The sequence below is a fragment of the Caulobacter sp. genome (assembly GCF_965279145.1).
In the GTDB taxonomy this organism is placed as follows: Bacteria; Pseudomonadota; Alphaproteobacteria; order Caulobacterales; family Caulobacteraceae; genus Caulobacter.
Window position 1 is genome coordinate 2,844,866 of record NZ_OZ257139.1, and the last position, 22,779, is coordinate 2,867,644.

26 protein-coding genes, 1 tRNA gene and 1 pseudogene are annotated in these 22,779 nt (G+C 67.1%); 11 read left to right on the top strand and 17 right to left on the bottom strand.

Annotation, left to right across the window (positions count from 1 at the left end; genetic code table 11):
- The first annotated feature begins 3 nt into the window (after positions 1-3).
- The gene (locus tag ACQY9P_RS13240) at positions 4-432 is read left to right on the top strand and encodes a DUF2924 domain-containing protein (protein ID WP_421738812.1); all 429 of its coding nucleotides are present in this window, start codon (positions 4-6) and stop codon (positions 430-432) included.
- Positions 429-2,096, top strand: a complete 1,668-nt coding sequence (locus ACQY9P_RS13245) for a recombinase family protein (RefSeq protein WP_421738811.1) — start codon at positions 429-431, stop codon at positions 2,094-2,096. The genes ACQY9P_RS13240 and ACQY9P_RS13245 overlap by 4 nt, the downstream gene beginning before the upstream one ends.
- 377 nt (positions 2,097-2,473) lie before the next feature.
- Here the strand turns inward: ACQY9P_RS13245 and ACQY9P_RS13250 are convergent.
- A tRNA-Ser gene (locus tag ACQY9P_RS13250) sits at positions 2,474-2,563 on the bottom strand.
- Positions 2,564-2,717: 154 nt separating this feature from the next.
- Here ACQY9P_RS13250 and msrA point away from each other — a divergent pair.
- On the top strand, positions 2,718-3,371 hold the full coding sequence (gene msrA / locus ACQY9P_RS13255) for a peptide-methionine (S)-S-oxide reductase MsrA (protein WP_421738810.1): 654 nt from the start codon (positions 2,718-2,720) through the stop codon (positions 3,369-3,371).
- Positions 3,372-3,502: 131 nt separating this feature from the next.
- On the opposite strand, the gene ACQY9P_RS13260 is transcribed toward msrA, so the two are convergent.
- The 4 genes from ACQY9P_RS13260 to ACQY9P_RS13275 all read right to left on the bottom strand — a co-directional run bounded on the left by ACQY9P_RS13260 (position 3,503) and on the right by ACQY9P_RS13275 (position 6,479).
- On the bottom strand, positions 3,503-4,252 hold the full coding sequence (locus tag ACQY9P_RS13260; RefSeq protein WP_421740098.1) for a DUF599 domain-containing protein: 750 nt from the start codon (positions 4,250-4,252) through the stop codon (positions 3,503-3,505).
- A gap of 32 nt (positions 4,253-4,284) precedes the next feature.
- A complete protein-coding gene (locus tag ACQY9P_RS13265) occupies positions 4,285-5,727 on the bottom strand; it encodes an MFS transporter (RefSeq protein ID WP_421738809.1) in 1,443 nt (480 codons plus the stop codon).
- Between the two features lie 117 nt (positions 5,728-5,844).
- Complete coding sequence (locus tag ACQY9P_RS13270; RefSeq protein ID WP_421738808.1) at positions 5,845-6,000, bottom strand: DUF3309 family protein; 156 nt, start codon at positions 5,998-6,000, stop codon at positions 5,845-5,847.
- Between the two features lie 95 nt (positions 6,001-6,095).
- The gene (locus tag ACQY9P_RS13275) at positions 6,096-6,479 is read right to left on the bottom strand and encodes a DUF983 domain-containing protein (RefSeq protein WP_421738807.1); all 384 of its coding nucleotides are present in this window, start codon (positions 6,477-6,479) and stop codon (positions 6,096-6,098) included.
- 256 nt (positions 6,480-6,735) lie between these two features.
- Here ACQY9P_RS13275 and ACQY9P_RS13280 point away from each other — a divergent pair, with 256 nt between their 5' ends.
- Positions 6,736-6,894 carry a hypothetical protein gene (locus ACQY9P_RS13280; RefSeq protein WP_421738806.1) on the top strand — a complete coding sequence of 53 codons (159 nt, stop codon included), beginning with the start codon at positions 6,736-6,738 and terminating at the stop codon, positions 6,892-6,894.
- Between the two features lie 3 nt (positions 6,895-6,897).
- On the opposite strand, the gene ACQY9P_RS13285 is transcribed toward ACQY9P_RS13280, so the two are convergent.
- From ACQY9P_RS13285 to ACQY9P_RS13295, 3 genes are all read right to left on the bottom strand, one after another.
- On the bottom strand, positions 6,898-7,035 hold the full coding sequence (locus tag ACQY9P_RS13285; protein WP_421738805.1) for an entericidin A/B family lipoprotein: 138 nt from the start codon (positions 7,033-7,035) through the stop codon (positions 6,898-6,900).
- Between the two features lie 80 nt (positions 7,036-7,115).
- Positions 7,116-7,727 (bottom strand): beta/gamma crystallin family protein, encoded by a 612-nt coding sequence (locus ACQY9P_RS13290; protein WP_421738804.1) that lies wholly within the window; start codon positions 7,725-7,727, stop codon positions 7,116-7,118.
- 111 nt (positions 7,728-7,838) lie between these two features.
- On the bottom strand, positions 7,839-9,950 hold the full coding sequence (locus tag ACQY9P_RS13295) for an acylase (protein WP_421738803.1): 2,112 nt from the start codon (positions 9,948-9,950) through the stop codon (positions 7,839-7,841).
- Positions 9,951-10,092: 142 nt separating this feature from the next.
- Here ACQY9P_RS13295 and ACQY9P_RS13300 point away from each other — a divergent pair, with 142 nt between their 5' ends.
- Both ACQY9P_RS13300 and ACQY9P_RS13305 read left to right on the top strand, forming a co-directional pair.
- Complete coding sequence (locus tag ACQY9P_RS13300; protein ID WP_421740097.1) at positions 10,093-10,458, top strand: ArsR/SmtB family transcription factor; 366 nt, start codon at positions 10,093-10,095, stop codon at positions 10,456-10,458.
- The gene (locus ACQY9P_RS13305) at positions 10,436-10,912 is read left to right on the top strand and encodes an SRPBCC family protein (RefSeq protein WP_421738802.1); all 477 of its coding nucleotides are present in this window, start codon (positions 10,436-10,438) and stop codon (positions 10,910-10,912) included. The genes ACQY9P_RS13300 and ACQY9P_RS13305 overlap by 23 nt, the downstream gene beginning before the upstream one ends.
- Before the next feature lie 242 nt (positions 10,913-11,154).
- Here ACQY9P_RS13305 and ACQY9P_RS13310 read toward each other — a convergent pair whose 3' ends face one another.
- The 3 genes from ACQY9P_RS13310 to ACQY9P_RS13320 all read right to left on the bottom strand — a co-directional run bounded on the left by ACQY9P_RS13310 (position 11,155) and on the right by ACQY9P_RS13320 (position 13,237).
- Positions 11,155-11,541, bottom strand: a complete 387-nt coding sequence (locus ACQY9P_RS13310; RefSeq protein ID WP_421738801.1) for a DUF302 domain-containing protein — start codon at positions 11,539-11,541, stop codon at positions 11,155-11,157.
- Positions 11,542-11,570: 29 nt separating this feature from the next.
- Entirely contained in the window at positions 11,571-11,942 is a 372-nt protein-coding gene (locus tag ACQY9P_RS13315; RefSeq protein ID WP_421738800.1) for an OsmC family protein, read from the bottom strand.
- Positions 11,943-12,133: 191 nt separating this feature from the next.
- Complete coding sequence (locus ACQY9P_RS13320; protein ID WP_421738799.1) at positions 12,134-13,237, bottom strand: L,D-transpeptidase family protein; 1,104 nt, start codon at positions 13,235-13,237, stop codon at positions 12,134-12,136.
- A 79-nt stretch (positions 13,238-13,316) separates the two neighbouring features.
- On the opposite strand from ACQY9P_RS13320, the gene ACQY9P_RS13325 reads away from it, so the two are divergent.
- A complete protein-coding gene (locus tag ACQY9P_RS13325) occupies positions 13,317-14,339 on the top strand; it encodes a D-alanyl-D-alanine carboxypeptidase family protein (RefSeq protein ID WP_421738798.1) in 1,023 nt (340 codons plus the stop codon).
- 60 nt (positions 14,340-14,399) lie between these two features.
- Complete coding sequence (locus ACQY9P_RS13330) at positions 14,400-15,155, top strand: class I SAM-dependent methyltransferase (RefSeq protein WP_421738797.1); 756 nt, start codon at positions 14,400-14,402, stop codon at positions 15,153-15,155.
- A 15-nt stretch (positions 15,156-15,170) separates the two neighbouring features.
- Here ACQY9P_RS13330 and ACQY9P_RS13335 read toward each other — a convergent pair.
- From ACQY9P_RS13335 to ACQY9P_RS13345, 3 genes and pseudogenes are all read right to left on the bottom strand, one after another.
- Positions 15,171-15,281 (bottom strand): annotated as a pseudogene (locus tag ACQY9P_RS13335) (hypothetical protein); the annotation flags it as partial.
- Between the two features lie 3 nt (positions 15,282-15,284).
- Positions 15,285-15,905 (bottom strand): glutathione S-transferase family protein, encoded by a 621-nt coding sequence (locus ACQY9P_RS13340; RefSeq protein WP_421738796.1) that lies wholly within the window; start codon positions 15,903-15,905, stop codon positions 15,285-15,287.
- A gap of 1 nt (position 15,906) precedes the next feature.
- Complete coding sequence (locus ACQY9P_RS13345; protein WP_421738795.1) at positions 15,907-16,074, bottom strand: hypothetical protein; 168 nt, start codon at positions 16,072-16,074, stop codon at positions 15,907-15,909.
- A gap of 82 nt (positions 16,075-16,156) precedes the next feature.
- On the opposite strand from ACQY9P_RS13345, the gene ACQY9P_RS13350 reads away from it, so the two are divergent.
- Positions 16,157-16,717, top strand: a complete 561-nt coding sequence (locus ACQY9P_RS13350; protein ID WP_421738794.1) for a hypothetical protein — start codon at positions 16,157-16,159, stop codon at positions 16,715-16,717.
- A 54-nt stretch (positions 16,718-16,771) separates the two neighbouring features.
- On the top strand, positions 16,772-17,596 hold the full coding sequence (locus ACQY9P_RS13355) for a hypothetical protein (RefSeq protein ID WP_421738792.1): 825 nt from the start codon (positions 16,772-16,774) through the stop codon (positions 17,594-17,596).
- 4 nt (positions 17,597-17,600) lie between these two features.
- Here ACQY9P_RS13355 and ACQY9P_RS13360 read toward each other — a convergent pair whose 3' ends face one another.
- Positions 17,601-19,208, bottom strand: a complete 1,608-nt coding sequence (locus ACQY9P_RS13360) for a GMC family oxidoreductase (RefSeq protein WP_421738791.1) — start codon at positions 19,206-19,208, stop codon at positions 17,601-17,603.
- Between the two features lie 159 nt (positions 19,209-19,367).
- Positions 19,368-21,176, bottom strand: a complete 1,809-nt coding sequence (gene lepA / locus ACQY9P_RS13365; protein WP_421738790.1) for a translation elongation factor 4 — start codon at positions 21,174-21,176, stop codon at positions 19,368-19,370.
- Between the two features lie 170 nt (positions 21,177-21,346).
- Here lepA and ACQY9P_RS13370 point away from each other — a divergent pair, with 170 nt between their 5' ends.
- Positions 21,347-21,958: a DUF1134 domain-containing protein gene (locus ACQY9P_RS13370; protein WP_421738789.1), complete on the top strand. Its 612-nt coding sequence runs from the start codon at positions 21,347-21,349 to the stop codon at positions 21,956-21,958.
- Here the strand turns inward: ACQY9P_RS13370 and ACQY9P_RS13375 are convergent.
- The gene (locus tag ACQY9P_RS13375) at positions 21,955-22,752 is read right to left on the bottom strand and encodes a transglutaminase-like domain-containing protein (protein ID WP_421738788.1); all 798 of its coding nucleotides are present in this window, start codon (positions 22,750-22,752) and stop codon (positions 21,955-21,957) included. The genes ACQY9P_RS13370 and ACQY9P_RS13375 overlap by 4 nt on opposite strands.
- Positions 22,753-22,779 lie beyond the last annotated feature (27 nt).

Sequence of the window (22,779 nt, forward strand, 5' to 3'; positions counted from 1 at the left end):
CCCATGGACAGGCTGCAGAATGCCGTCAGCATCGCCAATGAGGTTCGGGCACTTGAGTTGCTCGACCTCGAAGGTTTGAGGTCGCAATGGCGTCAACGGTATGGAGCGCCGCCAACGGTCCGGTCTGCCGAACTCCTCCGCCTTGCCCTGGCTTGGCGAATTCAGGCGCAGGCATTTGGTGGTCTAGATGTTGTTACGCGTCGACGCCTGCGCCAATCACCGGGCGCGCCAGCAAGGGCGGATCATCTTGGAGCTGGCGCTAAGCTGATCCGCGAATGGTCTGGCCAGCGCCATGTGGTCGAACGCACTGCTGACGGCTTTGTATGGTCTGGAACCACCTATGCCAGCCTTTCGGCGGTGGCTTGCGCGATCACCGGCGTGAAGAGAAACGGCCCCAAGTTCTTTGGTCTGCGAGAGGAGACGGCGAGTTGAGCGTCTCGCGTGCGCCATCACCACGCCTTCGCTGCGCGATCTATACCCGTAAGTCCTCCGAGGAGGGGTTGGAGCAAAACTTCAACAGTCTCCACGCTCAGCGAGAATCTTGTGAGGCCTACGTCCTTAGCCAGGCGGGTGAAGGATGGTCGGCTCTGACGGAAATCTACGACGATGGCGGGTTTTCGGGCGGTACGATGGACCGTCCTGGACTGCGCAAGCTGCTCGCCGCTATTGAGGCGGGGCGGGTCGATATTGTGGTTGTTTACAAGGTCGATCGCCTCACGCGCTCACTGACCGACTTTGCCAGGATCGTCGAAGCGTTCGACAAGGCGAACGTTTCCTTTGTGTCAGTCACTCAGGCCTTCAACACGACGACCAGCATGGGTCGTTTGACGTTGAACGTCTTGCTCTCCTTCGCGCAGTTCGAACGCGAGGTTACCGGTGAGCGTATCCGCGACAAGATCGCGGCTTCGAAAGCCAAGGGCATGTGGATGGGTGGGAACCTGCCGCTCGGCTATGACGCCCCTACCGGTCAAGCTAGTCGCGCTCTTGTCGTCAATGAGCCTGAGGCTCGGACCGTTCGTCTGATCTTCGAACGATACCTGGAGACGGGATCGGTCCATGCGCTGGAGCGATGGCTCGACGACCAGGCCATTCGCTCAAAGGTCTGGACGACGAAGGCGGGGCGCCAGATCGGTGGTTTGCGCCTTAGCCGTGGGGCGCTTTTTCATCTGCTGAAGAACAGAACCTACGTCGGACAAACCGTACATCGCGAGATGGCCTATCCCGGCGAGCACCTAGGCATCGTCGATCCAGTCGTCTTTCAGCAGGTTCAGGCGCTACTCGCCAGCCAGGCTCGCCGACACAAGGCCAGTCAGCGTTCGGTGTCCAGCATGCCGCTCCGCCGATTGATCTTCGACGCAGATGGGCAGGCCATGAGCCCGGTGTTCACGCATGGCAAGAAGGGGCAAGTTTATCGCTACTACGTCTCGACGGTGCTTCAGCGTGGAGGGCGACGCGCAGGAGCTGGCGGCCCAAAGCGTGTCCCGGCAGCGGCGATTGAGGATCTAGTTCGTCGGTCATTGGCGCTGGCTGATGATGGTGCGGGTTTAGATTTGGTGGCCGCCGTCGAGCGGGTCGAGGTTCATTCATCGGCGATCGAGCTGCTACTAAAGCGCAAGGCGCTTTTCCCGCGTGGGGGAGATCGCACCAATCAGTTGCGAACCCTGCGCGCGCGATTGGCTGACGACCACGCCGATTGGGATGATCAAGATTCAGAGTTGGTACGCATCAGCATCGCCTGCCGCGTTGCGGCGCGTGGCGGATCTGCTCGTATCGTTACTGCCGATGGTTCGCAGGTAACGGGCAATCCGTCACCAGACAGCTCTCTAATTCGCGGGCTCAAGATGGCTCATCGGCTTTTGGCGCATGCCAGTGGCGGCGCCGTCGCATCGCCAGAGCAGGCGATGATCTCGTTGGTTCCTATCAGTCCCTATGATCGGAACATTCTGCCTTTGGCATTTCTGGCGCCTGACCTTCAGGTTCAGATCCTGGAAGGGCGGCAACCAGCCGGTCTGACCTTGCAGCCATTGATCAGGGTGCCGCTTCCTGCGGCCTGGGAGGACCAGCGCAGGCTTTTTGCAGAGCTGGCTCAGCGTTAGCAAAGAATGCTGGTCCAAATGGCGTCGAGATCCAGGCAAGTTCCCTGAAGGGCCCCTCCGAATTCCCTATTGGAAGCTTAGGGAATTTGGACTGGTAAGAGCCTTAAGGCACTGAATTGGCGTGTTATATCCGCAGCCGATCGCTGCGGTTTTCGCGCAACGCGCTTTGAAATCACAAAATTCCCTAAGCAGTTCCCTATCATAGGGAAACCCAACCGCATCGCGAACCGGCGGAGACGCGGCCGCCTATCTGGCAGGTCGTTGTCCGACTTCCTGTTGGATTTGGGGGAGCGCGAATGGCTTTCCGCGGCATTAGGCGCGCGAAAACGCAGGCTTAGGGAACCGGCCTGTCGCGCGAGCTAATTTGCGGGGGTGCGTGGCGGTGAGAGAGGGATTCGAACCCTCGTTAGGCTTTCACCTAAACACGCTTTCCAAGCGTGCGCCATCAACCACTCGGCCACCTCACCATGCGCACGTGAATCGGGAGCGGTTGAGGCCCCCCTTCGCAGGAAGGCGCGCAATATACTCATGGGGCTTTCGGGGGCAAGCGCTCATGAGGGATGAAATGTCGGGCGGGAGCACATATATCGGCTGAGACGCTTTCCCCGCCGAGGCCCCGCCATGCTGCTGACCAAAAAGTCCCAGGATCTGCCCACCGTCGACAGCGCCCTGCCGGGCCGCGAGACGGCGATCCCGACCGCCGAGACCCACTTCATCAACGGCCATGCGCTGAAGGGGCCCTATCCAGAAGGCCTGGAGACGGCCGTGTTCGCCATGGGCTGCTTCTGGGGCGTGGAGCGGATCTTCTGGAAGGTACCGGGGGTCTATGTGACCGCCGCCGGCTATGCGGCGGGGATCACCCCCAACCCGACCTATCAGGAGGTCTGCAGCGGCGGCACCGGTCATACCGAGGTGGTGCTGGTGGTGTTCGATCCCAGGGTGGTCAGCTATCAGACCCTGCTGAAGACCTTCTGGGAAAACCATGATCCCACCCAGGGCATGCGCCAGGGCAACGACATCGGCACCCAGTATCGCTCGGGCATCTATGTGACCAATGACGCCCAGGCCGCCGAAGCGGTGGCCTCCCGGGAGGCCTATGCGCAGGCCTTGGCCGACAAGGGCCTGGGCTCGATCACCACCGAGATCGCCGCCGCCGGCCCGTTCTACTTCGCCGAGGACTATCACCAGCAGTACCTGGCCAAGAACCCGCAAGGCTATTGCGGTATCGGCGGCACGGGCGTGACCTGCCCGATCGGCGTGGGCGTAGGGGCCTAGGGTCGAAAGCCTGGCGCCTAGAGCATTTTCCGATAAGTGTGAAACGGTTATCGGATCGAAAAATGCTCCAAACTTCTGATTTAGAGCCCTTTTCGCCCGACCCTGATGAAACTATCAGGTCGGAAAGGGCTCTAGAGCGTATCCACCGGCGGCGGCTTCTTGTGGTGCTCCATGTGGGGCCCGTGCATGACCGGCGTGCGCTCCAGGATCTGACGCACCTTGCGCACGGCCGTCGAGGCGCGGCTGCGGCGCTGGCGCCAGACCAGCAGCAGAAGCGCGCCCAGGGTGGCGGCCATGAAGGCCCAGGGGCCCAGAAGCCAGGCGGCGGCGGCCAGCGCGAAATAGTAACCGCGCACCCCGGCGTTGAAGGCCGACAGGGCGGGGTTGAGGATCCCGCCGGCGGCTTCGGCATATTCAGTCAGCACCTCTGGCGGCGCCCACATCGGCGTCGCGCCGATGGCGGCCAGGCAGTAGTTCATCTGGCGGATGGCCCAGATGAAGTCGAGCAGGCCGCGCGCCAGGGCCAGCAGCACCATGCCCAGCTTGACCTGGAACATCAGTTCCGAGGCCGGAGCCAGCACGGCCAGGCCCTCGATGCTCTTCCAGGCGCTGTCGCCGCCAAACAGCACGCCGGCGGCGGCCGCGATCAGGATCAGGTTGGACGAGGCGAAGAAGCTGGCCGAGTTGATGGCGTGGCCCAGAAGCTGGCCGTCCAGCAGGGCGATCTCGCGCACCGCCATCTCCTGCATCCACCGGCGACGGATCACCGTCATGTCGGTGTTGATCAGGTTTGACCCTTCGCCCAGGCGCTTGAGCAGCGGTTCATAGAACAGCCAGGCGAAGGCGAAGAGGGCGAGGGCGATGATGTCGATGATCGGCATGGTCATAGCTTAAGGCGGATTCGCGGGAAGGGTCAGTGCTCGACGATCCGGCTGTGCTTGCCGGTGTCCTTCAGCAGGATGGCGCACAGAAGGCCCAGCGACATCACGGCGGCCACATAGACGTAGAAGGCGCTCTCGATGCCGTTCGACTTGAAGGCCAGGGCCGCCATCTCCGCCGTGCCGCCGAACAGCACATTGGCCAGGGCGTAGGGCAGGGCCACGCCCAGGGCGCGGACGTGGGCGGGGAACAGCTCGGCCTTCACCACGGCGCTGATCGAGGTATAGGCCGACTGGAAGGCGATCCCGACCAGGATCAGCACCAGGGCGGTGGTGGTCGAGGTGGTGTTGGCGATGCCGTTCATGATCGGCCAGATGGTCGCCACCCCGCCGCCGAAGGCGATGATCAGCATCGGCTTGCGGCCCAGCCTGTCCGACAGCCAGCCGGCCACGGGCTGCAGCAGCATGAAGGCGATCAGGCTGAGCGCGCTGATCTCCGAGGCGACCGATTTGCTGAAGCCCGAGGTGTTGACCAGGAACTTCTGCATGTAGGTGGTGTAGACATAGAAGGTCAGCGAACCGCCGGCCGTCAGGCCCATGATCAGCAGGCTCTCGCGCGGGTGCAGGCGCACCAGCGGCACGATCAGCGAGATGAAGAACAGGACCAGGAACACCGCGCCGGCGATCTGGGCGGGCCGGGCGTAGTCCCAGGTCATCACCCCCGCCACGCCGCAGGCCACGGTCAACAGCAGGAACAGCGCGGCCAGGGCGCCCTGGGTCTTGCTGATGCTCTCGCCCTTCTGGGTCTTGGACTGGAACGAGACGCTCTCGTCCAGGCCCTGGCGGATCCAGAACACGACCACGGCCAGCAGGGCCCCGATCGCGAACGGCACGCGCCAGCCCCACTGGGCCAGGGCGGCCTCGGACAGGGTGCGTTGCAGGACGATCAACACGCCCAGGGCCAGAAGCTGGCCGGCGATCAGGGTCACGTAGTGGAAGCTGGACCAGAAGCCCCGCCGGCTCCTGCCGGCCATTTCGCTCATATAGGTGGCGCTGGCGCCGTACTCTCCGCCCACCGACAGGCCCTGCAGCACGCGGGCGATCAGCAGGATGGCCGGGGCCCACAGGCCGATGGTCTTGTAGTCGGGAGTGACGGCGATGATCAGGGCGCCGCCGCACATCAGGGCCACCGAGATCGACAGGGCCGCGCGCCGTCCGGCGTGGTCGGCGTACATCCCCATCAGCCAGGCGCCGATCGGCCGCGCCACGAAGCCCAGGAAGAACACCGCCGCCGCCTGCAACAGCTGGACGGTCTGGTCGCCCTTGGGGAAGAAGTGCGGCGCGAAATAGAGGGTGAAGGCCGCGTAGGCGAACCAGTCGTACCATTCGACCAGATTGCCGGCCGAGCCGCCCAGGATGGCCTTCATGCGGGCCAGGGACGTCAGTTGAGGCGCTGGCGCCTCCGCGCTGCTGGTCATCCCGTCATCCCGCCCTGATTTGTGTCGCCCTTGGGCGCGCACCTTAGGGGAACGGGGTTCGACGGCAAGACGTCAGCGGCCCCCGCCCGCCCATCCGGGCGGGCAGGGGCGCGCGATCTAGAGTCGACCCATCAGGACGAGGACGATCAGGATCACCAGCACCAGGCCGAGGCCGCCGCTGGGGAAATAGCCCCACGAGCGGCTGTGGCCCCAGGTGGGCAGGGCGCCGATCAGGGCCAGGATCAGGATGATGATGAGGATGGTGCCGAGCATTTCGTTCTCCCGTGGATCACGACCCGGCGTCGGCCTGGGTCGCGGTGTCGGAAGGGGGAATGTGCGGCGCCGCTTGTCGGTTCCTCGAAGGCCGTTCAGCCCCCGGGCGCGTCCTCGGCCTTGCGCAGCTTGTGGGCCCACAAAGCCCCGATCACCGCCCCCTTGACCCTCGGCAGCAACACCAGGGTCAGGGCGCCCAGCGGGATGACGGTCAGCGGCACCACAAGCGCCACGGGAGCCTGCCAGATGAACGGGAAGAACAGCAGGGGCGCCACGAACAGGTGGCCGATGATCAGGATCGTGAAATAGGCCGGACCGTCATCGGCGGGATAGTGGGCCAGGTCGTGGCCGCAGACCTCGCAGTCGAGATCGACCTTCAGGTAACGCGAATACAGGCGACCTTCACCGCAGTTGGGGCAGCGGTGCATCACCCCACGCTTGAGGCCGGTGAGGAAACTGGGGGCGGAAATCTTACGCATGCCGTCCATATGGGCTTCCCCGGGGTCGATGAAAAGGTGACCCAGCGCCGCATCTCTTAGTTAACTCGGGCTAAAGTGCCGCCAAAACTAAGTATCGAATGTGGCGAACGTGAACATGATCTTGCCAAAATTGGCGTAGTTAACGCACTGTATTCTTTCGGCGCCGTTCTGAAGGCCGTGCTCTTGCGGGCGCGCAGAATGGAACCGACGGCCGCGTCTTGCGTTGCATGGTTGTACTTGCGACGGAGCTACCACCATGGCGGAACCCGGCCTCCCGACACCGTCCAACGATGATGAGCGTCCGCCCGCCGCGTCGCGCGCCGAGCAGGTGGCTCGGCACGCGCCGGACAGTCAGATCGCGCCCCATGAAAAGAACGCGATCGCCATGGAGACGTCCCGCGAGGAGGACGCCTGAAGCCTAGTGCTTTGCGTCCTTGGCGGTGGTGCTGACCGCCCGGCCGGCGGCCGAGACGTCACGGCCCACGCCTTCGATGGTGTTGCAGGCCGAAACCAGCAGGGCGGTCGCGGCGGCGGCCAGGACGATGATCTTGCGCATGGTGAAGCTCCAACAAATGGCGCGGGACCTTAGCCATGAGGCCCGTCGTGCTTCAAGAGCGCGCCGGGCCTTACGGGTTTCTAACGGACCCGGCGGATCGAGCTGATCTGGTCGTTCCATTCGCGCGGCAGGACGGCCTGGTCGGCGTCCAGTCGGCTGCAACGGCCCTGATAGTTGGTGTGCTCGCAGATTTCCCAGGCGCCGGCGCCGCGGACGATCTTGATCGACGAGGCGCGGTCGTTGAACTTGACCATGCCCAGATCGGGCATGTCGCCGATCACCTCATAGACCCGCCCTTCGTAGCCGGCGTCCTCGAACATCACGATGTCGGCGCGCCAGCCGCCGTTGGGGCGACCGCCGCCGCCGCCAGGCCCGCCGCCGTTCCAGCCGCCGCCCGGCCCACCGCCGTTCCAGCCACCGCCACCCGCGCACATCAACCGGCCGTCGCGGTTTTCCAGTCCGGCGCCGCGGCAGTCGCTGGTGCGCGCGCTGCTCCACGACCAGCGACCGCCGCCGGACTGGCACAGGGCCCAGACCCGGCCGTCAAAGGCGGTGATTTCGCGGCACGAGCGGGTGTAGGAGCCGCGCGGCGGATCATCGTACGACCCGTACCAGCTGGGCGCCTGGGCCTGGGCGGCCACGCCGATCAGGGAGGCGGCGCCGAGGGCGATGGCGGCGATGGTCTTGTGCATTCTGGTTTCCCCACGCTTTGAACTTCGTGTGGCCAAGCTAGGCCGTGCGCCTGAACCGTAGCTGAACAATACCACGCGTCTTTCCCTGGCGCCGGTCGGGAAGGGCGGCGGTCAGGGTTTCTTCCTCTCGCCCGGGCGGTAATCCTCCCGCACATGGCCCTTCAGCTGGTCCTCGGTGAACAGCACCGGCTTGGTCTTCATGGCCACGAACAGCGGCGTCTGGTCGGCATAGTGCGGCGAGGCGGCGTCCAGGGTGGCCGAGCCGAACTGGTGGATGCTGTCGGAATGCAGCGCGCCGTCGCGGTCCCAGGTGACGAACATGATCAAGGTGTCGCCGCCGTCGGCCGTCAGGGTGCCGTCCTTCTGGGGAATGCCCCAGACCGAGCGATAGGTGTCGGCCATGCCGTCGATGGGCAGGTCCACCTTGCCGCGTCTGATGCGATTGACCTGGCCCCACTCCGGATCCAGCCGGCCAAAGTGGGTCTTCAGCGTGGTGATCGCGGTCCTGAGGCTCTCCGTCAGGTCAGGCTCGGGCGCGCCGCTGGTGCGGGCGAACAGGATCGGCTGGCTCATCAGGGCGGCCAGGGCCGTTCCCCGGTTGTGGATGTCGGCCTTGCGGTCCCAGCCCTTCAGTATGGCCTGCGCCGCGATCAGATCCCTGTCGCCCTTGGGATCCATGGCCAGAACCTGGGCGATCATCGCCACCAGGCCCGAACGCTCGCTGGCGGTGATGTCGTACTTGTAGCGGCGGAAGCTCTCGTCGGTGATCGCCGGGTCGGCGCCGATGTTCTCGCCGATCCGCAGGGCGCGGTTGGTCATGTTGGTCTGCAGACCCATTGAGGCGGGGAAGTCGGCGGACTTGAGGTTGTCCTCGGCCGCGCTGGCCTCGAACGGCGTGTTGTTGGAATTGAACACGAAGCCCGACTTGGGATTCCACAGCTGGGGGATCTGCTCCACCGGGCGATAGCCCTGCCAGATCAGGTCCGACCGGTCGCCGGGCAGCACATGGGACCAGTCGGCCGTGGCGGTGCGGTTGGGATACTGGCCGTTGTGGACGAAGCCGATGTTCCCGGCCGCGTCGCCATAGATGTAGTTCAGGCTGGGCAGGGCGTGGGTGGCGATGGCCGCGCGCCATTCCGCCAGGTTCCGGGCCCTGTCCAGTTTCCAGTACTGCACCGGCTGGCGGTACTCGCCCATGCCGGCGTAGCGGATGGCGAAGACGCCGCTCTTGGTCTCCAGCACCGGGCCGTGCGCCGAGCGCAGCACCGCCTTGCGCACCGGCAGCACGATCGGGCCCCACAGCTTGACCCGCAGGGTGGCGGTGGTGCGCTCGAAGTCGCGCCAGGCGCCGTCCAGCCGGTACTGGTTCTTGTTCTGCGGGTTGATGGTCAGCTTGTAGATATCGACCAGGTCGGGCTTGGACACCGTGTTGGCCCAGCCCAGCGTCGCGTTATGGCCGTGCAGCATGAACGGCGAGCCGGGGAAGAAGCCGCCGGCCACGTGCCAGCCTTGCCCGCTCTCGACCACGGCCTCGTACCAGGCCACCGCGCCGGTATAGGGCTGGTGCGAATTGACCAGCAGGCGGGTCGCGCCATCGGCGTTGCGCGAGGGGGCCACGGCCAGGCCGTTGGAGCCCTTGGGCGGCGGGGGCGGACCGCCCGGCGCGGTGATCGCCTTCAGCTCGGTGTCCAGGCCGTAGAAGAACGGCTGCTTGAAGACAAACCCCGCCTCGATGTCCTTGCCGGTCACCGGCAGCAGGCCGGGCGTCACCGCGTCGGGATGCAGGGCGGCGTAGTGATTGACCCCGTCGGCATAGGCCTGCAGCACGGCGCGCAGCTCGACCGGCAGCTTGTCGTAATTGGCGTTGACCGTCGGCCAGACGTTCAGCAGCGAGACCACATAGTCGGTCGGGGCGGCCGAGGCGCCCTTGGTGCGGGCCAGCACGCCCCGGGTGGCCAGGGTCACGTCGCGCAGGGTGGCGAAATCGTCCTCGCTCTGGGCGAAGCCCAGGCCATAGGCCGCGTCGGCGTCGGTCTTGCCCAGGATGTGCGGCACGCCCCATTCGTCGCGCCGGATGCGGACGTCATAGCGTTCGCCGGCGGCGATCAGCGCGGCCTTGCTGGGCGCCTCGGGCAGGCTGGCCCGGTCGATGACGATCAGGGCCACGACCGCCAGCACCGCGAGCGCCAACAGTCCGCCGATCCCGCGCAGGATCCACCGCATTCCAGCCTCCCCGGCTTTTTCTTTGCCAGGATCATTGGGGCAAGCCGCGGGGCAGGGGAAGAGCGACGTGGGGGAAGCCTTGGGCACGGGCGTCGGTCATCGCCCTTGCCCAGCGGAAATCTTCGCGCTAATACTGAACTTAATGGTTCAGTATTCAACATCTCGCCTCGACACCTCCTTCGCCGCGCTCTCGGACGCCACCCGCCGCGGTGTTCTGGAGCAGCTGGGACGGTCGGAGGCTTCGATCACGGAGCTGGCCGACCGGTTCCACATGACCCTCACGGGCATGAAGAAGCATGTCGGCGTCCTGGAGCATGCGGGCTTCGTCACGACGGAAAAGGTCGGGCGGGTGCGCAAGTGCAGGCTGGGCCTGCGCAGGCTCGAGGAAGAGGCCGCCTGGATCGAGACCTACCGCCAGCTCTGGGCCTCGCGCTTCGACGCGCTGGACCAGGTTGTCGAGGATTTGAAACTCAGGGAGAAAGCCGATGACCCACCGCACGACGATTGAACGGAAGTCCGAGCGCGAGCTCGTCGTCACCCGCATCTTCAACGGCCCGCCGCGCCTGGTGTTCGAGGCGTGGACCACGCCCGCGCTGATGACCCAGTGGTGGGCCCCCAAGTCGTCGGGCGTGCCCCTGCTGTCGTGCGAGATGGATGTTCGCGTCGGCGGTCAATACCGGCTGGCGTTCGGCCACGACGCCGCATCGTCCTTCGCGTTCTTCGGCAAGTATCTGGAAGTGGACCCGCCCTCGCGCCTCGTCTGGACCAATGACGAGAGCGAGGACGCCGCCGTCACCACGGTGACCTTCGAGGAAAGGGACGGCCAGACGCTGCTGGTCCTGCACGAACTCTATCCCTCGAAGGCGGCGCTCGACGAGGCCATGGTCGGGATGGAAGACGGCATGCCCGAACAGTTCGAGCAGCTGGACGCGCTGCTGGCGACGCTCGGCGCGAGCGCGTGAAAGGGCTGTAGAACCTTTTTGACGTCCGCTTTCCAGCCGGAGCGGACGTCAGATGCTCCCCCTCTGGGGGAGCTGTCGCGGAGCGACTGAGGGGGCAGCGCCGGCGTGCGTTGAGTGGAGCGCCATCTGGGCCAGCACCGCGCTGCCCCCTCCGGCCCTCCGGGCCACCTCCCGCACAGGGGGAGGATCTATCCCCCAACCACCCGGCAACATCCTTCTCGTCAAAGCTCTGACGGTTTCGCCTACAGGCTGGAAATCGCCGCCTGGAGCTTGTCGGCGACCGTCCGAGCCGCGACCTTCAGGCCCGGATTGTCGATCGCCTGCATGGACGCCACAGGATCGATGGCGGAGACCTCCGTGCGGCCATTGTCGCCCTCTTGCACCACGACATTGCAGGGCAGCATGGCGCCCACATTGGCCTCCAGCTTCAGCGCCTCATACGCCAGCCCCGGGTTGCAGGCGCCCAGGATCAGGTAGCGGCGGAAATCCACGCCGATCTTGGCCTTCAAGGTCTTCTGGATATCGATCTCGGTGATGACGCCGAAGCCTTCCTTCGCAAGGGCCTCGCGTGTCCGCGCGACCGCCTCGTCGAATGGAACGTCGAGGGTCTTGGAAAACACGTAGGTCATGTGCGCCTCCCGGGCGACTTGAGGGGGCTTCAGGCTGTGGCGTGGACGACGCGGCGGCGAATGACGCCTTCCAGGACGGTCGCCGCGGCGACCGTGTTCGAGATCGTGCCGTATTTGCGGACATTGCGATGCAGGAGGTCCAGGCGACCATCATCCTCGTCGGTGTCGACGATCAACTCATAGTCCACGCGCAGGATAAGGGGCGGCGCGTCCTGGCGCACGGCCGTGAGCCGAACCTCAACACCCCGAAGCTTGAAGTTCAGGAGCGGGGTGACCCGATCGATCCCCTTGATCATGCAGGCTGCGATTGAGGCCAGGAACAACTCCGCGGGGTTGAACGCATCCCGTCGGCCGGCGACGTCCGTATCCAGGACAAGGCTCGCCTCCTTGGCGCGCGCCAAGCTTCCGTGGCCGTCGATACGCTCTGCGGTGACGCTGTAGTTCATCCTGAGCCTTTGCAGCACGGTTGGCGCTTCGACAGGCCATCAGCGACCTGCGCTTCGGTGTGCGGCTGATGTGAGTAGAGGCTCGAGACGGAAGTGCATTGATCCGTCTCAAGTCGTCGCCCGCCATTGGCCTGGCGAGCAAATTCCTACGCCCCCTTCGCCCGCTCCGCGCCCAGAAACACCACCTTGGCGCCCTTCTTCACCGCCGCGCCCAACTCGGCCGCGTCCCAGTTGGTCAAGCGCACGCAGCCGTGCGAGGCGCGCTTGTTGACCAGCTTGGGGTCGGGGGTGCCATGGATGCCGTAGGTGTCCTTGGTCAGGTCGATCCAGGTCGAGCCGACCGGATTGTTGGGGCCGGCCTTGATGGTCAGCTTGGCCTTGGGCTTGCCGAAGGTCAGCCGCGAAGGGTCGTAGGTATAGGTCGGCCGGGGGGCGACAGTGTTGACCGCCCATTCGCCGACCGGGGCGGGGCGCTCGGTGCTGCCGACCGTGGCCGGATAGACCGCCAGTTCCACATCCTTGTCGTCGAAGGCGCGGACCTGGCCCAGGGCCTTGTCGATCTCGATGCGAGCCACCTTGCGGTCCAGCGTGTCGGGGCCGACGGCGGCGACCAGGATGGTGGTCCCGGCCTTGGCGAAATCGACGCCGGGATTGAGGCTCTGCAGCAGGGCCTCGTCCATGTGGAACCTCTCGGCCAGGGCCTCCAGCGCGGTCGAGTAGGATAGGGCGGGCAGTTTCGCCATCGCCTCGTAGTCGTTCGTGGGGATGTCGGTGACGAACGGGCCGGCGGCGTCCGCTTCGGTGATGAGATAGTCGGTCAGGGCCGGGCCGTTGTCGCCGGCGGTGATCGTCTCCCACAGCTGGGCCGACAGCACGCCGTCGGCCGGCAGGTTACGCGAGGCCTGGAAGGCCTGGATGGCGATCTTCAGATTGGTCCCCTCCTGGCCGTCGATGACGCCGGGCGAGAAATGGGCGCGGTCCAGCAGCACCTGCAGCCGTACCAGGGCCTGGGTCTTCGCGGCCGGGTCGGTGGCGGCCGGGTCGAACCGCGCGCCGTCGAACGCTTGGGCGAGGGGCGAGGCCGAGACGGCGGCGGCCGGCGCGGGGACCAGGGGAACCTGCTGCGGGGCCTTCTCCACGGCCTTGGTCGTCGGCGCGGCCGGCGGCTTGGCGGGTTGCGGGTCGTCGCAGGCGGCGAGCGCGAGGCCGAGGGCGGTGATCAGGGCGAAACGGGAAACCGGACCGGTCATGCGAACTCCAGACGGGAACAACTGCGTTGTCTCAAGGCTTCAGCCATGGCGAAGTTCCGCGAGACGACGAGGATCGGGTTTGAAGCGACGACATCCCGTGCTGTGGCTTGTGGGCGGACTGCTGCTGGCGGGCGCGGCCTTCTGGCTGTGGGTGGTCTGGCCGACGGGCAAGGCGCCGCCGGCCCCGGCCCGCGACGAGATCGCCTGGACGCCGAACCTGCCCCAGCACATCCCCTCCATCGATCCGCCGGCCTCCCTCACCCTGGCCGGTGCGTCGGCCGAGGCCTGCGACCGGTCTGACGGACCCCAGGGCGCGGCCGCCGCCAACGCCGCGACCCTCACCACCCTGGCCTGGGCGCCGTTCGGTCAGGCCGAGACCGGCTGGGAAATCTATGCCCCCCGCATCGCCGCCGAGATCGGCACGGCGTGCGCGCCGAGCTCAGAGGGCTTCGCCGCCGCCCTGGCGCGCTGGCAGAGGGGCCACGCCATGCCGGCGACCGGCGTGGTCGAGACCGGCGTCTTCCAGCGCATGCTGACCGGCTGGCACCTGGCCCGACCCTTCGTGCGGACCAACAACCAGGGGATCTGCCCTAACGCGCCGCCAGAGGCGACGCTGGCCGCGGCCAGCCCACGCGAAAGCTATGGCGGCAAGGTCATCCGCCTGCGCCCCGGCGCATTGGACGCCTATCGACGGATGGCCGCCGAGGCCCGGGCCGCCGGCGTGCTGCGCCGCCCCGAGGCCCTGACCCTGTATTCAGGCTATCGCGAACCGGCCGCCGACGCCGAACGCTGCGCCCGCGACAACAACTGCCAGGGGCTGGTGCGCTCGATCTGCTCGGCCCATCGCACGGGCCTGGCGGTGGATATCTTCATCGACGCCGCGCCGGGCTTCGGGCCCGACTCCTCGGCCGACGCCAATCGCCTGACCATGTCGCGCTCGCCGCTGTATCGCTGGATGGTGCTCAATGCCGGCCGCTTCGGCTTCGTCAACTACGCCTATGAGCCCTGGCACTGGGAGTGGACGGGCGAGCCGCTGCTGCCCGGCGTGCCGATCAACAGCCTGCCACAGGCGGGGGCGCAGCCGGTCGTCAAAACGCCATGATAACGCCGTTCTTCCGGGTCGCGGAAACTGCTAACTTTGCCGCAAGCAAGGGAGGGCTACATGGCTCGCAAACATAACATCTCGGTTCTGGCGCTCATGGCCGCCTGCGCGTTCGGCGGCGCGGCGCTGGCCCAGGTTCCGGCCAACATCTCCGCCGCCGTGACCAGTTCTTCGCGTCCGGCCGAGGACACCGCCCGCGACGCCGCCCGGCATCCGGCCGAGGTCCTGGCCTTCGCGGATGTTAAGCCCGGCGACACCGTGGTCGATTTCATCATGGGCGGCGGCTATTTCACCCGCCTGCTGTCGGGCGCCGTCGGTCCCACGGGCACGGTCTATGCCTATCAGCCGGCCGAATTCATCAAGTTCCAGGCCAAGTATGGCGAGAGTCTCAAGGCGGTCTCGGCCAGCCTGCCCAACGCCAAGCCGCTGGACGGCAGCGTCATCGCCCTGGACCTGCCCGACAATCTCGACTTGGTCCTGACCGTGCAGAACTATCATGACCTGCACCTCAAGCCCTTCCCGACGGCCACCGCCGCCACGGTCAACGCCGAGGTGTTCAAGTCGCTGAAGCCGGGCGGCGTGTTCCTGATCGTCGACCATGCCGCCACGGCCGGCTCGGGCATCTCGGCGGCCGACACCCTGCACCGCATCGACGTCGAAGCCGTCAAGGCCGAGGTCGAGGCCGCCGGCTTCAAGCTGGAGGCCGAAAGCCCCCTGCTGCGCGACGCCGCCGACCCGCACACGGCCAGCGTCTTCGATCCGTCCATCCGGGGGAAGACCGATCAGTTCATCCTGAAGTTCAGGAAGCCGAAGTAGAGCAGGGCTGAAACCCTATAATCTTGTCATCCCGGGCGGCGAAGCCGACCCGGGACCCAGGGGCAGCCGCGTTGCATTGGCCCCTGGGTCCCGGCTCTCCGCTTCGCTGCGGCCGGGATGACAAGCTTTTTAAGCCACGTCCGCCAGCGCATACGGCGGAAACGCCGCCCGCGCCCGCAGCCGCTGATAGTAGGCCGTCACCGCCGGCAGGTCGGCCCGCTCGATCGGCGTCGCCAGCCAGCGGTGGACCGACAGGCCCAGCACCACGTCGGCCAGGGTGAAGGCCTCGCCCGCCGCATGGGCGCCGGTCCTGTCGAGCTGGTCGGCCAGCAGCGTCATCTGGCGGTTCCAGGCCTTGGCGCTGTCGGCGATCTGGGCCGGATCGTCAAAGCCCGGCGCACGCCGCACCAGGGCCAGGAAGGCGTAGCGCCAGGCCGGATTGAGCTCGGTCGCCTGCCAGTCCATCCACTGCTCGACCCCCGCCCGGCCGCGCGGATCGGCGGGCAGCAGGGCGCCGTCGCCATGGCGGTGGGCCAGGTAGCGGCAGATGGTGTTGCTCTCCCACAGCGGCCCCTGGTCGTCGATCAGCACGGGGATCAGGCCATTGGGATTGAGCGCCCGGAATTCGGGCCGGTCGGTGGACGCAAAGCCCGCGCCCCAGTCCTCGCGCTCATAGGGCAGGCCCAGCTCGTCCAGCGTCCACAGCACCTTGCGGACATTGATCGACGAGGTCCGGCCCAGCACCCTCATTCTAGCGGGTCATCCACGGCTTGGACTTGCCGGCCTGCACATTGGCGGCCTGCTCGCGCTGGAACTTGCCGCCGCGCGGCGGCTTGGGCTTGGCGTCGAGGGCGGCCTTCTTCAGGCGCAGGGCGCGCTGGATCGGGGTCTCTTCTGGAACGTCGGGCGTATCGGTCATGAGCGCGCCTATAGCATGGAGGAAGGCGATCGGGCACGCCTCTCGCCTTGAGAACGCCGCGCTTGCCGGTCAAGCTGGCTCCATGACCCGAACCGGCCTCGCCCTGACCCTCGCCGCCGCCGCTGTCTGCGGACCCGCCGCCGCCCAGGTGAAGCCGCGCGAGGAGCCCACGGCCGTCTCGCCCGTCACCGTCATGCCGCCGACCGCGCCGCCCAGGGTGGTGGCCACCTATCCCGCCGAGGGTCAGGCCATCGCGCCCGGCGTGCTGGTGCTGAAGGTCGCGTTCGACCAGAAGATGGACCCCCGGGGCTTCAACTACGGCGCGGCGCCGGACGGCGACCAGCCCGACTGCGTCAAAACCCCCCGCCTGCTGAAGGACGACAGGACCTTCGTGCTGCTGTGCCGCGTCACCTCGGGCAAGACCTTCAAGGTGGCCTTCAACGCCCAGCGGCTTGGCGTGGAAGGTCGGGGCGGCTTCGCCAACCAGGCCGAAAACCCCGCCGAGGCCCTCGTCCTGACCTTCCAGGTGGTGCGCGGCGACCCCGTCACCACCGTGTCGCGCGCCATGGCCGCCGCCGGCCTGAAGGACGACGAGATCCCCATCCAGGACGATCCTTCCCTGACCGCGACCGCCGCCAACTAGGGCGACGTCAAGCTTTGGTGGCGAGTCACCTCGACGTCAGGCATCGTCCCCGTCGTGAGCGAGGAAATCATCCAAGGACGTGACTGGACCGGGGCCGATCTGGACCTGGTGGTCGGCGACTATTGCGTCATGCTGGGCAAGGAGATCGCGGGCAAGACCGCCGATCGCGCCGCCCATCAGCGCGCGCTTCGCTTCGTCTCCGGCCGCTCCGGCGCGGTGATCGAGTGGAAGCAGTGCGAGATTTCCGCCGCCTTCACCCTGATCGGCCTGCCGATCCTGTCGGACTTCCAGCCGCGCTGGAATCTGGCCGACGACCTGCTCGACGCCGTCGACCGGCAGCTGACCTCCAAGCCCGCCCTGATCACCGCCGCCCTGCGGCCGCCCAGCCTGTTCTCGCCGGCCGGCTCGCCCCTGCCGGTCGAGGGCCCGCCGCCGCTGTTCAATGACGAGCAGGCCAACCCCAATCCGCGCGCCGCCCGGCTGATCGCCCGGTTCGACCCCGGGGCCCGCGACCAGGCCGACCGCTTCCTGACCGAGACCGGCCTGGCCTTCATCCTGGCGTCCGAGCAGCGCCGCCTGCGCGATCACGGCCGCCACGACCTGGCCGACCAGGTGCGTCCCGCCGCCTATCCGGTCGACCCGCGCGGCTGCAGCCTGATCAGCTTCAAGCCCACGGGCGAGCTGCGCCGCATCGCGGTCAAGGCCACCACCGGCGGCGTCGCCACGCCGTTCCACCTGACCCCGGACGAGGACGCCCTCTGGCGCGCCGACCCGGCCTTCCGCATCCGCCGCCTCTACGACCTGGGCCGCGAGCCGAGGTTCTACACCCTGCGGCCGCCCCGGAGCGGGGAGGGGGAGCAGGGCGCGGAGGCCGGCTAGCGCTTCAGCGCGCGTCCTCCAGCATCATCCGCGCGGCTTTCTCGGCGATCATCAGGGTGGGCGTGTTGGTGTTGCCCGAGACGATCGTCGGCATCACCGAGGCGTCGGCCACGCGCAGCCCTTGGATCCCCAACACCCGCAGACGCGCGTCGACCACGGCCGTCGGATCGCCGGCCAGGCCCATGCGCGCCGTGCCCACCGGGTGGAAGATCGTCGTCGCCAGCTGGCGCGCGGCCGTCAGCAGTCCCGCGTCGTCGTCCACCGCCGGGCCAGGCGCCATCTCGTCGGGCGCATAGCGGGCCAGCGGCGGCTGGGCGACGATCCGGCGCACAAGACGCATGGACTCGATCGCCACCTGCTCGTCCTCGACCGTCGACAGGTAGTTGGGCTGGATGCGCGGCGCGTCGGCCGGATCGGGGCCGCCGGCATGGATCGACCCCCGGCTGGTGGGGCGCAGGTTGCATACGCTGATGGTGATGGCCGGAAAGCCGTGCAGCGGCTCGCCGAACCGGTCCAGCGACAGGGGCTGGACGTGGAACTGCACATTGGGCGTCGCGTGCTCCGGCGAACTGCGGGCGAACGCCCCCATGTGCGACGGCGCCATCGACATCGGTCCACGCCGCATCAGGGCGTATTCCAGCGCCATCAGCGGCCGCCGCCACACGGACGCATACAGCGCGTTCAGGGTCGGCACGCCGGTCACCCGATAGGCCGGACGGATCTGCAGATGGTCCTGCAGGTTCTCGCCCACGCCCGGCAGATGGCGATGCACAGGCAGGCTCAGGGCCGCCAGCCGCGCACCGTCGCCGACGCCCGACAGCTCCAGCACCTGGGGTGTGTTCACCGCCCCGGCGGTCAGCACCACCTCGCCGCGACACCGCGCCTCGCGCGGCTCGCCGCCCTCGGTCCAGGCCACGCCCACGGCGCGACCGTCCTCGAGGATCACCCGGCTGACCCTGGCCCCGGTGCGCAGCTCCAGATTGGGCCGCGACAGCACCGGCTTTAGAAATCCCCGCGCCGCGCTCCACCGCAGCCCGGCCCGCTGGTTGACGTTGAAATAGCCCGAGCCGGCATTGTCGCCGCCATTGAAATCCGGGCTGGGCGCTATGCCCTCCAGCGCCGCGGCTTCGGCGAAGGCGTCCAGCACCTTCCAGCGCATGCGCGGATGCTCCACCCGCCACTCGCCGCCCGAGCGGTGATGCTCCGACGGCGGCGCGATATGGTCTTCCTGGGCCAGGAACAGCGGCAGCACGTCGTCCCAGCCCCAGCCCTCGAGGCCCTGCCGGCGCCAGCCGTCATAGTCGGCCGCCTGGCCGCGCATGTAGATCATGGCGTTGATCGCCGACGACCCGCCGATCACCTTGCCGCGCGGATAGTTCAGGCTGCGCCCGTCCAGCCCCGGCACGGCCTCCGTGCGATACATCCAGTCCGAACGCGGATTGCCGATCGCGAACAGATAGCCGACCGGGATGTGGAACCAGATCCAGTTGTCCCGCCCCCCGGCCTCCAGCACCAGCACCCGCTTGGCCGGATCCGCCGACAGCCGGTTGGCCAGCACGCACCCGGCCGACCCCGCGCCGACGATGATGTAGTCGTAGGTCTCGACCGCCACGGACTTGTCCGTCCCGTTGCCGGCAGTCGTGCCGCGATTTGAGGGTGGGCGCTAGCGGTGGATGGCGACGCTAGGCCGTGGCTGTAGCAAAACGCCCCCGCCAGCTTCCGCTGACGAGGGCGTCTAAAACACGTCGACCGGGCTAGCCCAGCCCCTCGATCAATCCTCGTCCATCTTCAGCGCGGCGATGAACGCTTCCTGCGGAATCTCGACCTTGCCGAACTGGCGCATGCGCTTCTTGCCGGCCTTTTGCTTGTCCAGCAGCTTGCGCTTCCGCGAGGCGTCGCCGCCGTAGCACTTGGCTGTGACGTCCTTGCGCAGGGCGCGGACGGTTTCGCGGGCGATGATCTTGCCGCCGATAGCCGCCTGGATGGGGATGACGAACATGTGCTGGGGGATGAGCTCCTTCATCTTCTCGCACATGCCCCGGCCGCGGCTCTCGGCGCGGTCGCGGTGGACCAGCATCGAGAGGGCGTCGACGGGCTCGGCGTTGACCAGGATCGACATCTTGACCAGATCGCCCTGGCGGTAGTCCTCGACCTGGTAGTCGAAGCTGGCATAGCCCTTGGAGATCGATTTCAGGCGGTCATAGAAGTCGAACACCACCTCGTTGAGCGGCAGGTCGTAGACGACCATGGCGCGGTTGCCGACATAGGAGAGCTCGCGCTGCTGGCCGCGACGGTCCTGGCACAGCTTGATCACGCCGCCCAGATATTCGTCGGGGGTGAAGATGGTGGCCTTGATCCAGGGCTCGCTGATGCTCTCGATGTGCATCGGGTCGGGCAGGTCGGCGGGGTTGTGCAGCTCGATCTCGCTGCCGTCGCGCATGTGGATCTTGTAGACCACCGAGGGGGCGGTCGCGATCAGGTCGAGGTCGAACTCGCGCGACAGGCGCTCCTGGATGATCTCCAGGTGCAGCAGGCCCAGGAACCCGCAGCGGAAGCCAAAGCCCAGGGCGGCGCTGCTCTCCATCTCGTAGGTGAAGCTGCCGTCGTTCAGGCGCAGGCGGCCGACGGCGGCGCGCAGGTCCTCGAAGTCGGCGGCGTCGACCGGGAACAGGCCGCAGAACACCACGGGCTGCACGTCCTTGAAGCCGGGCAGGGCCTTTTCGGTGGGGCGCTTTTCCTCGGTCAGGGTGTCGCCGACGGCGGCGTCGGCCACTTCCTTGATCTGGGCGGTGAAGAAGCCGATCTCGCCGGGGCCGAGGCTCTCGACGGGGGTGTTCTTGGGCTTGAAGACGCCGACGCGGTCGATCAGGTGGACCGAGCCGTGCTGCATCATCTTGATCTTCATGCCGGCCTTCAGGCGGCCGTCGAAGACACGGACCAGCACGACGACGCCCAGATAGGCGTCGTACCAGGCGTCGACCAGCAGGGCCTTCAGCGGCGCGGCCTCGTCGCCCTTGGGGGCGGGCAGGCGGGTGACGATGGCTTCCAGCACGTCATGGATGCCCAGGCCCGACTTGGCGCTGGCCAGCACGGCGTCGCTGGCGTCCAGGCCGATCAGGTCCTCGATCTGGGCGCGCACGCGCTCGGGCTCGGCGGCGGGCAGGTCGATCTTGTTGAGGACCGGGACGATCTCGTGATTGTTGTCGATGGCCGAATAGACATTGGCCAGGGTCTGGGCCTCCACGCCCTGACTGGCGTCGACGACCAGGATCGAGCCTTCGCAGGCGGCCAGGCTACGGCTGACCTCATAGGCGAAGTCGACGTGGCCGGGGGTGTCCATCAGGTTGAGGATATAGGTCTCGCCATCGTCGGCCTTGTATTCCAGACGCACGGTCTGGGCCTTGATGGTGATGCCGCGTTCCTTCTCGATGTCCATGTTGTCCAGGACCTGCGCGGTCATCTCGCGCGCGGTCAGGCCGCCGGTCTCCTGGATCAGGCGATCCGACAGCGTGGACTTGCCGTGGTCGATATGGGCCACGATGGAAAAATTGCGGATTTTGTCGAGAGGCGTCGAAGTCATGCGCGTGCGTCTAGCACATTTGAGCCGCTTCGCGAGAGGGCGATCGGCAGGTCTCGCCAAGCGGCCGGGCGCGGGATTGTTCATGCTTAACCAAGCCTTAAAGCGGCCGGCCGCAAACCTGTCCCAATGGGCTGCGACAGTGGCGCAACGATTTTTCTGAAAGGCCAACCATGGACCGTCGCAAGCTGATCCTCTCGGGCATGGCCGCCGCCGGTTCGGCCGCGGCGACGTCCAGCGCGTTCGGCCAGGAGCCCGTCTCGAACGGATCGACCACCCCGGCCTACAGCACTGGCCCGGCCTCGACCTATTCGGCCGACGAGATGATCCGCGCGACCTCCGACTTCCTGGGCGTCACCGCCGAAAGCGCCGGCGCCGCCATCGAGAAGGTGTTCCGCGACAAGGGCCAGCCCACCGGCTACATCGCCGGCGAGGAAGGCTCGGGCGCGATCGCCGTTGGCCTGCGCTATGGCCGTGGCCTGCTCTACATGAAGGGCCGTCCGACCCAGGAAGTGTTCTGGCAGGGCCCATCGGTGGGCTGGGACTGGGGCGGCAACGCCAGCCGCGTCTTCACCCTGTGCTATAACCTGCAGTACGCCGACGCCATCTATCGCCGCTTCCCGGGCGTGGAGGGCACCGCCTATCTGATCGGCGGCCTGGGCGTGAACTATCAGAAGGCGGACGACATCACCCTGGCGCCGATCCGGGCGGGCGTCGGCCTGCGTCTGGGGGCCAATGTCGGCTATCTGGGCTACAGCCGCAAACGCCGGATCATGCCCTTCTAGGCGGCGACCGGCGCTTCGGCGGCTTTCCTGACACTGACCGACTGCGCGTTCATCGTCGCCCGGCCAAAGATGGTCAGGAAGGCGATGTCCGCCGCGTCGCGGCCCTGGCCGATCAGCGCCATGCCGCTGGGGCAGGCGAGGCCGCTGGGGTCGGCCAGTCGCCAGCGACCGCCGACGAAGACCTCGATCACGGCGTGGAAGTCCGGCGGTTCGACCCCCAGGGCATAGGCGCTGACCAGACGGGCCGGAATGTCGCTGGCCCGGCACAGGGCGGCGGCGACATGCGCATAGTCGCGGCAGACGCCGGCCCGCGTCATGTAGGCGCCGACGGCGGTGGTGCTGGAGGTGCTGACGCCGGGGCGATAGTTCAGATGCCCCTTCAGCCAGGCGATGATCGCCTCCACGCGGTCTCCCCCCTTCAGGTCGCCAAAGTCACCCTCGGCCTTGGGCTCGAAGCGGTCGGACTCCACGAAGCGGCTGGCGCGCAGATAGGGCAGGACGTCGATGGGCAGGTCGGCGATGGCGTGCTGGGCGGCGCCGGCCAGGTCATTGTCGCGCGGGGCGATCTCCACCGTGGCGGCGTAGACGATCTTCAGCGGGCCCTGATGACGAAAGGCGATCCGACGCTCGCCCGTGGCCGGGTCATCCAGGCGCGTCCAGGCGATGGGCGGATCCAGGCTCAGGCTTTCGACGATGATGTCCTGGCCGCCCACATGGGCCAGTTCCAGATGCAGGAGGGACTCCGCCGCCTCGGGGAAAAAGTAGTCCAGCCGCGCCTCGACCTGCAGACGCATGGCCATACTCCCTTTCGAACCGGCCAC